This is a genomic window from Arthrobacter sp. H20 (genome assembly GCF_000520515.1).
In the GTDB taxonomy this organism is placed as follows: domain Bacteria; phylum Actinomycetota; class Actinomycetes; order Actinomycetales; family Micrococcaceae; genus Arthrobacter_D.
In genome coordinates this window covers 1-8,126 of the sequence record NZ_KI914730.1, presented here as the reverse complement: position 1 = coordinate 8,126, position 8,126 = coordinate 1, and the positions used below count along the sequence as shown (strand labels likewise).

The window sequence follows — 8,126 nt, the reverse complement described above, 5'->3', positions numbered from 1 at the left end:
CCGCGTCTGCTCATTGCTGACGAGCCGACGTCGGCCCTCGACGTAACGGTTCAGCGGCAGATCCTCGATCACCTGGACAGCATGACCCGGGAACTTGGGACTGCAGTGCTGCTGATCACCCACGACCTGGGGCTGGCCGCCGAGCGGGCTCACAAGGTGATCGTGATGTACAAGGGCAAAGTGGTCGAGGCCGGTCCAGCGATGGAACTGCTGACCAACCCGCGGCACGCCTACACGCAGAAACTTGTAGCGTCGGCGCCGTCGTTGGCATCTCGTCGGATTGAGTCCGCCAAGAAGCTGGGTGTGGCTTCGACCGAGATGCTCGCACCGGAGGAGCCCCCGGCAGCTGTTGGCCCCGATGCCGACAAGGTAATTGAGGTCAAGGACCTGACGAAGGTCTTCAAGATCCGTGGCAGCTGGGGCAAGTCGACCGAGTTCAAAGCGGTCGACGGCGTCTCCTTCTCCATCGTCCGGGGAACCACTACTGCTGTGGTCGGCGAGTCCGGTTCAGGCAAATCCACTGTCGCACGGATGGTCCTGGGGCTGGAGCCGGCCACGGAGGGAAGCATTGACTTCGACGGGGTGGACATCACCTCGCTGGGCCGGAAGGAAATGTTCGATTTCCGCCGGCGGGTGCAGCCGATTTTCCAGGACCCCTACGGTTCGCTCGATCCGATGTACAACATCTTCAGGACAATCGAAGAGCCGCTGCGGGTACACGGGATCGGCGACGCGAAGTCGCGGGAACAGAAGGTCCGGTCCCTGCTGGAGCAGGTGGCGCTGCCTGCATCGATGATGCGGCGATTCCCCAACGAGCTCTCGGGTGGACAGCGGCAGCGGGTGGCTATCGCTCGTGCGTTGGCACTGGACCCTGAGGTGGTCATCTGTGATGAAGCGGTGTCTGCGCTGGACGTCCTCGTCCAGGCGCAGATCCTCAACCTTCTTGCAGACCTGCAGGCAGAGTTGGGGTTGAGCTACCTGTTCATCACCCATGATCTTGCAGTGGTCCGACAGATCGCTGATCACGTGTGCGTCATGGAAAAGGGAAAGCTGGTGGAGAAGGGGTCTACTGACGACGTCTTCGACAATCCGCAGACCCCGTATACCCGGGCACTGCTCGAAGCTATTCCTGGCGCCGGTCTAGTATTGCCTCCCGGGGCAGCCTAGCGGCACTGAATACGCCAGGACCGGTTCGACGGCGGCTCACTCCCTGGGGGTGGGCCGCCGTCGTGCGTTTCTCCAGCGCCGGCCGTCAGCCGCGTCCAGGACGGGATCTGACCCCCGCGTTAGGGCATTTTTTCCTGAGAGCTTAGACTGGTAGAAGCAGGCGCCGTCCTCATAACGCTAGATTCCCCTCAAGATTACTGAATTGAGTCTTTACGCATGTCTGAAACCACAGGCAACACAGCTGTTCGCAGTGACCTCCGCAACGTTGCCATCGTGGCTCACGTTGACCACGGAAAGACCACCCTGGTTGATGCCATGCTCCGGCAGACCAATTCCTTCGCCGCCCACGGCGACGTGGCAGACCGGGTCATGGACTCGGGCGACCTTGAGCGAGAAAAGGGCATCACCATCCTCGCCAAGAACACCACTGTGTTCTACGACGGCCCGTCCGCCAAGGGCGAGACCATCACCATCAACGTGATCGACACCCCTGGCCACGCTGACTTCGGCGGCGAGGTGGAACGCGGTCTGTCAATGGTCGACGGCGTTGTCCTGCTGGTGGACGCTTCTGAGGGCCCGCTGCCCCAGACCCGCTTCGTCCTTCGCAAGGCCCTGGCCGCGAAGCTTCCGGTGGTGCTACTGGTAAATAAGACCGACCGCCCCGATTCGCGGATTGACGAGGTGGTCAGCGAATCGATGGACCTCCTCCTGGGCCTGGCATCCGACCTCGCTGACGAAGTGCCGGACCTGGACCTCGACCTGGTGCTCAATGTGCCTGTTGTCTACGCCGCAGCACGGGAAGGCGCAGCCTCCCTCGAGCAGCCCGCCGACGGCACTGTTCCGTCGAACGACAATCTCGAGCCACTGTTCCAGACCATCATCGAGCACATCCCAGCACCCCGGTACAACCCTGACGGTGTCCTGCAGGCCCACGTGACCAACCTGGACGCATCGCCGTTCCTGGGCCGTCTTGCCCTGCTGCGTATCTTCAACGGCACCCTGCGTAAGGGGCAGACCGTTGCCTGGGCCCGTCAGAACGGCGAGTTGAAGTCAGTCAAGATCACCGAATTGCTGGCCACCCGAGCCCTCGACCGCGTTCCAACCGATTCAGCCGGACCAGGCGAGATTGTTGCTGTCGCAGGCATCGAGGACATCACCATTGGCGAGACCCTGACCGACATCGACAACCCCCAGCCACTGCCCCTGATCACCGTCGATGATCCAGCCATCTCCGTCACCATCGGTATCAACACCTCGCCTCTCGCCGGCCGGGTCAAGGGCGCCAAGGTCACCGCGCGCCAGGTGAAGGATCGTCTTGATCGTGAACTGATCGGCAACGTCTCCCTCAAGGTTCTGGCTACCGAGCGTCCCGACGCCTGGGAAGTACAGGGCCGTGGTGAACTTGCACTAGCGATCCTGGTCGAGCAGATGCGCCGTGAAGGTTTCGAGCTCACTGTCGGCAAGCCGCAGGTTGTTACCCGCATGGTCAATGGCAAGGTCCACGAGCCGATGGAGCACATGACCATCGATGTCCCCGAGGAATATCTGGGTGCCGTCACCCAGATCCTCGCGACCCGCAAGGGCCGCATGACCAACATGTCAAACCACGGCACCGGCTGGGTCCGGATGGAGTTTATCGTGCCGGCCCGTGGCCTGATCGGCTTCCGCACCAAGTTCCTCACCGACACCCGTGGTGCGGGCATCGCGGCCTCCTACTCCGAGGGCTACGAGCCGTGGGCCGGTGACATCGAGTACCGGACCAACGGATCGATGATCGCTGACCGCGCCGGAGTAGTCACGCCGTTCGCCATGATCAACCTGCAGGAACGAGGCTCCTTCTTCGTGGAGCCGACGTCCGAGGTGTATCAGGGAATGATCGTCGGGGAGAACTCACGCGCCGACGACATGGACGTCAACATCACTAAGGAAAAGAAGCTCACCAACATGCGTGCAGCGTCCTCGGACACCTTCGAGAACCTCACGCCTCCCCGCAAGCTCACCCTTGAGGAGTCGTTGGAGTTCGCCCGTGAGGACGAGTGTGTCGAGGTCACGCCCGAGTCCATCAGGATCCGTAAATTGATCCTCGATGCCAACGAGCGGATGCGCGCGGCGCGTTCACGCGCCCGGGTCTAACCCTCCTCCGCTGTGCAGGATCTTCCACCGGTACGCACTGACGACGACGCGCGGCGCCCAGCCGCTGTCGTCGTCAGTGGTCCGGTGGGTGGTGGGCGACAGGAGCCCCCAGGTCACAGTGATAAGCGACACCGGCACGTCTCGCTGTGGCTGTCCCTTGTGGCAGCGGCAGCGGTGGGGATAGGTGTAGCCATTCTGGGGACGGCACTCCACGGCCAGCTATGGGATCTGGCGGGCACCACCCTTCCACTGGGGGCGGCCGCCGCAGTACTCCTCGCTGGCAGTGCTGCAGTATGTATTGCTGTCTGGGCTCGTAATGTCTACCTGAGCCCGGTCGTGGGCGGTGTTGCCTACCTGTTGGTGGGGCTGCTCGCGGCCAGCGAAGACCAGCCTCTGGTGCTGACCGATCTAAGCATGGAGCCGTTGTTGCCCTCAGCTGTAGCAGGGAGCATCTGGGTGTTTGGGCTGGCGGTCGTCACAGTCCTGGCCTCGATGCTGTCCTGGTGGGTGCTGCGGCCGCGACGGGCTGGAACGCCGAGCGCCGTCTAGCTGTCCGGCCTAGTCTGCGCTGCGGTCCAGATGATGGGCCAGCATGATGGACGTTGCGGTGCCGTCGGTATCGGAATCGAGGACAGCGTATTCCTCGAAGATCTCGCGGATCCGGCGCATCATTTCTGAGCGGTTGGTTTCGTTGAGGCGGAGGCCGAGCCGCCAAACGTCAATCTCGGACGGGGTCAAGCCGTCAATTTCCTGGAGAAATGTCTCCACCAACACGGGGGCCGCATTGGGAATCCTGCTCCGCCAGGATAGCCCGGTGGCTCGGTAGGGGATCTCCTTGGCTCCTCGGTTCCCGGTGCGAGCCTCCTCGGCCGCGAGAAACCCCGTCGCGAGGAGCGTCCGCACATGGTGCAGGGCGGTTGCCGGGTTTAGTTCGAGAATTTCAGCGATCTCCTTGTTGGTTCTGCCCTTGTGCAGGCACAACCGGAGGATTCGGAGTCGGACGGGAGAGCTGAGCGCCCGGCCGCGCGCCTGTACGTCCTCATCAGTATCCATCCCTAAATGATACGTCAGACCGGCTAGTGATTGACAGAAATCAATCACTAGCCGCAAACTGTGACGATGCCCACCCAGACCGAATCTTTGCCGCCGTCCCTCGTCCGTGACCGAAATTTTCTCAAGTTTTGGACCGGGCAGGCAATCAGTCAGTTCGGGACCCAGCTCGGTCATCTGGCCCTGCCTGTCATTGCAGTCCTGCTCCTGGGTGCCTCTGAGTTCGAGGTGGGAGTGCTTAACGCCAGCGCGACTGCGGCGTTCCTGATCGTTGGTCTCCCCGCCGGCGCCTGGGTAGACCGGTGGCTCAAACGGCGCGTGATGATCGCCGCTGACCTGGTGCGGATGGTCGCCATGCTCGCTGTCCCGTTGCTGTGGTGGCTGGATGTCCTCGGGATCTGGCATCTCTGTGCGGTGGCTGGCGTCGTTGGCATCGCGACAGTGTTCTTCGATGTGGCGTATCAGAGCTACGTTCCGGTGCTGGTGCGCGGCGACCAGGTTCCGAGCGCCAATTCGAAGTTGGAATCGACAGCGCAGATCTCACGCCTGGGCGGGCCTGCAGCTGCTGGCGGGCTGTTGCAGATTGTCAGCACCCCGCTGTTGTTCCTGGGCCAATCGGTGGGCTATCTGGTGTCGGCAGTGTTTTTAGTGCTGACCCAGGATCAGGAGCAGCGGTCACCCGCAGCCGATCGGCTCCCGATCGCTGCCGAAATCAAGGAGGGCCTGGTTTTTGTGGTGCGGCACCAGTTGATTCGGCGGGTGGCCGCCTGCACCGCTGGGGTCAACTTCTTCGCAACGCTGATCTTCACCCTGCTGCCGCTGCTGATCCTGCGTGATCTGGACCTCGGCGCTGCAGCGCTGGGCCTGATCCTGTCGCTTGCTGCAGTGGGCGGTCTGCTGGGTGCCGTCGCAACGCCGTGGATTGCCGAGCGGGTTGGCGAGGGGACGCTGATCCCGGTGGCGTCGCTGACTAGCAGCGCTTTTCTGGTTCTGATTCCGCTGGCAGCTCTTGCGCCGTCGAAGCCCGTTGCCATCGTCCTCCTCATCGTGGGTGAGGCGGGAATGACCTTCTGCGTCCTGGCCTACAACATCATGCAGGTCAGTATGCGCCAGCGGGTCTGCCCGCCGAGGCTGCTCGGTCGGATGAACGCGTCGATCCGATGCGTGATTTGGGGAGTCATGCCGATCGCCGGTCTCCTCGCTGGTGTGTTGGGGGCGCAGCTCGGTGTGGTGCCCACCATGTGGATTGGCGTCGCGGGTACGGTTGTGGCCGCAATCCCAGTCCTGGGTGGTGGCTTCATCGGGATGAGGAAACTCCCCGACACAGTTGCTACTGGCGCGTCGTAGTCCAGCATCCGCGACGCACTGTCCCACTGACCGGACGGTGTGAGTGGGAATGTCTAGACAATCCCACTGACGGCCCGGAGCGGGTGGGATAGTTGAAGCTCGCAGCGGGGAATTGTCCACATTATGCTGGTCAATGAGTCAGGCGATGTCCTGAATGGGCAACTATTTACCCATGGACCTTCTGAGCCTGCTCACTATGCGCGGCGGCGTTACTCGACGAGGGGACCTCGTGGCCAACGGGGTGAGTTCTCATCAACTCGCCGCGGCACTGGCCGCTGGGCAGGTAGTCAAACCGTGTCGTGGGGTCTACTGTCTTCCGGGCGCGGACCCGTCCCACGTGGCGGCTGCCTGCGCCGGCGCTGAACTTGCCTGCATCAGCGGCGCCAGTCACCGCGGACTGTGGATCCTCCGGCGGCCGGCTCTGATCCATGTCAGCGTCGACCACGGGCGGGCCCTGGACGACACCTTCACAGTGCACCGGTCCGCACGATCGTTAACCGACCTCGACGTCTGCATACAGTGCATGAGGTGCTTACCGGAGCTGGACGCTCTCTGCATCGTCGAATCCGCTGTCGTCCTGGGTAAGGTGAGCCTTCCTGAACTTCGCCAGCGCGCGACGGGCCGCAGAGACCTGGCACTTCGAAAGATCATCGCCCAGATCGACCCGTTTTCACAGTCGATTCTGGAGACCGTAGCGAAGTATCACCTTCGTCGGGCCGGCTACAGCTTCCAGTCTCAGGTCTATGTCAAAGGTGTCGGCCGGCTCGATCTGGTAGTTGAAAAGGTGCTGGGTGTGGAGGCCGACGGTCGCGAGCATCACAGCGCATCAGCTGATTTTGAGGAGGATCGGAGGCGGGGAAATCTGCTGATGATCGGCAGAGTTCCTGTTCTCCGAGCCACCTATTCCTTGCTTGTCAGGCATTCCGGACAGTTCCTGCAGCTGGTGAAGCAGGCCCTCGATGCCTACGCTCCCACCGATCAGGGTTAAACAGTGGGATTGTCTAGACACTCCCACTGACGGCCCGGAGTGGGTGGGAAAGGGGAAAAACGAAGCAGGTCCGGGGGTATCCGTGCGGGCTAAAACCGCCTCGGCCTGCGCGCCGGTGGGGGAGGGACTGGTTTCGCAGCGGTCACCAGGGCCAGACGGACGACGACGTCCCCCTGGCGGCGTGTGCGCACGGTGCACGTGTCCTGGTCGACCTGGACCAGGTCTCCCAGAGCATCAGTGAGCCCGCCGTCGATACGGTACCTGACCACCACGCGGGTGCCCACAGGGAGGGCGATCAGCTGCTGCGCGGGGGAGTCCATTTGAACATCGTAGTGGTAGGGGTCACAGGGTTGGGCAAGTACCCGATGCGGCTGCACCGGGGCATTGCGTTAAGCTGGAAACGGAACGAAAGCCCCAACTGGAAAGGCGTGGGAAGTGACCTACGTAATCGCACAGCCGTGCGTGGATTTGAAGGACAAGGCCTGCATCGAGGAATGCCCAGTAGATTGCATCTACGAAGGCGAACGGTCCCTCTATATCCATCCGGATGAGTGCGTCGACTGCGGCGCATGCGAACCGGTATGCCCTGTGGAAGCCATCTACTACGAGGATGACACCCCGGACCAGTGGGCCGAGTACTACAAAGCCAACGTCGAGTTCTTTGACGACATCGGTTCGCCGGGCGGTGCCGCGAAGCTGGGCAACATCGGCAAGGACCACCCGATCATCGCTGCCCTTCCGCCCCAGATTCAGGACGCATGACCGCTCACGGCAGCGCCCGACAGTTTGGGATTGCGCTCCCTGACTACCCCTGGGACGCCATGGCGCCGTACGTGGCGCTGGCAAAGCAGCATCCCGAGGGGGCAGTGAACCTGTCCATCGGCACACCGGTCGATCCGACCCCTGCTGTCATTCAGCAGGCCTTGACCGCTGCGGCCAATGCCCCGGGCTACCCGACCACCCACGGCACCGAGGAGCTCAGGGCAGCAGTCAGCGCCTGGTTCGCGCGGCGCCGAGGAGTCGAGGGACTGGATCCCAGGGACATTCTGCCGACGGTCGGGTCCAAGGAACTCGTGGCCTGGCTGCCCACCCTGCTGGGGCTCGGGGAGGGCGACGTCGTCGTGCGCCCCGCCGTCGCCTACCCCACCTATGACATTGGTGCGATGCTGGCGGGCGCCACGGCAGTGGCCGCTGACGACCTCTCGACTCTGGATCAGGCCACCCGGTCCCGCGTGCGCCTGGTGTGGGTGAACTCGCCAGCCAACCCCACTGGCCGTGTGCTCCCCGCAGCCGAGCTTGCACCCCTCGTGGCCGATGCACGGGCGATCGGGGCTGTCGTCGCCTCGGATGAGTGTTACGCGGAACTGGGGTGGGGCGGCTGGGACAGCGCCCGCGGGGGCGAGCCGGTCCCGAGTGTCCTTGACCCACGCGTCTGCGGCGG

9 protein-coding genes are annotated in these 8,126 nt (G+C 63.1%); 7 read left to right on the top strand and 2 right to left on the bottom strand.

Annotated elements, in window-relative coordinates:
- From Y703_RS22655 to Y703_RS19160, 3 genes are all read left to right on the top strand, one after another.
- Positions 1-1,167, top strand: a 1,167-nt coding sequence (locus tag Y703_RS22655) for an ATP-binding cassette domain-containing protein (protein ID WP_035764517.1), incomplete at its 5' end; no start/stop codon positions are given.
- Between the two features lie 216 nt (positions 1,168-1,383).
- Positions 1,384-3,300 carry a translational GTPase TypA gene (gene typA / locus Y703_RS0109565; RefSeq protein ID WP_026552513.1) on the top strand — a complete coding sequence of 639 codons (1,917 nt, stop codon included), beginning with the start codon at positions 1,384-1,386 and terminating at the stop codon, positions 3,298-3,300.
- A 12-nt stretch (positions 3,301-3,312) separates the two neighbouring features.
- Positions 3,313-3,849 (top strand): hypothetical protein, encoded by a 537-nt coding sequence (locus tag Y703_RS19160; protein WP_155849476.1) that lies wholly within the window; start codon positions 3,313-3,315, stop codon positions 3,847-3,849.
- 9 nt (positions 3,850-3,858) lie between these two features.
- On the opposite strand, the gene Y703_RS0109555 is transcribed toward Y703_RS19160, so the two are convergent.
- Entirely contained in the window at positions 3,859-4,353 is a 495-nt protein-coding gene (locus Y703_RS0109555; protein ID WP_026552512.1) for an ArsR/SmtB family transcription factor, read from the bottom strand.
- Between the two features lie 66 nt (positions 4,354-4,419).
- Between Y703_RS0109555 and Y703_RS0109550 the strand changes: the two genes are divergently transcribed.
- Together Y703_RS0109550 and Y703_RS19155 are read left to right on the top strand one after the other, a co-directional pair.
- Positions 4,420-5,697 (top strand): MFS transporter, encoded by a 1,278-nt coding sequence (locus Y703_RS0109550; RefSeq protein WP_026552511.1) that lies wholly within the window; start codon positions 4,420-4,422, stop codon positions 5,695-5,697.
- 172 nt (positions 5,698-5,869) lie between these two features.
- On the top strand, positions 5,870-6,685 hold the full coding sequence (locus Y703_RS19155; RefSeq protein ID WP_051427471.1) for a type IV toxin-antitoxin system AbiEi family antitoxin domain-containing protein: 816 nt from the start codon (positions 5,870-5,872) through the stop codon (positions 6,683-6,685).
- 89 nt (positions 6,686-6,774) lie between these two features.
- Here Y703_RS19155 and Y703_RS0109540 read toward each other — a convergent pair whose 3' ends face one another.
- A complete protein-coding gene (locus Y703_RS0109540; protein WP_026552510.1) occupies positions 6,775-7,005 on the bottom strand; it encodes a putative acetyltransferase in 231 nt (76 codons plus the stop codon).
- Positions 7,006-7,120: 115 nt separating this feature from the next.
- On the opposite strand from Y703_RS0109540, the gene fdxA reads away from it, so the two are divergent.
- Positions 7,121-7,447 (top strand): ferredoxin, encoded by a 327-nt coding sequence (fdxA, locus tag Y703_RS0109535; protein WP_026552509.1) that lies wholly within the window; start codon positions 7,121-7,123, stop codon positions 7,445-7,447.
- Positions 7,444-8,126: aminotransferase class I/II-fold pyridoxal phosphate-dependent enzyme (locus tag Y703_RS0109530; protein ID WP_026552508.1), on the top strand; the 683-nt coding region annotated here is incomplete at its 3' end. The genes fdxA and Y703_RS0109530, both read left to right, overlap by 4 nt.

Coding starts and splice junctions, on each gene's coding strand:
- typA (WP_026552513.1), top strand. CDS start 1,384: ATGTCTGAAACCACAGGCAACACAGCTGTTCGCAGTGACCTCCGCAAC.
- Y703_RS0109555 (WP_026552512.1), bottom strand. CDS start 4,353: ATGGATACTGATGAGGACGTACAGGCGCGCGGCCGGGCGCTCAGCTCT.
- Y703_RS0109550 (WP_026552511.1), top strand. CDS start 4,420: ATGCCCACCCAGACCGAATCTTTGCCGCCGTCCCTCGTCCGTGACCGA.
- Y703_RS19155 (WP_051427471.1), top strand. CDS start 5,870: ATGGACCTTCTGAGCCTGCTCACTATGCGCGGCGGCGTTACTCGACGA.
- Y703_RS0109540 (WP_026552510.1), bottom strand. CDS start 7,005: ATGGACTCCCCCGCGCAGCAGCTGATCGCCCTCCCTGTGGGCACCCGC.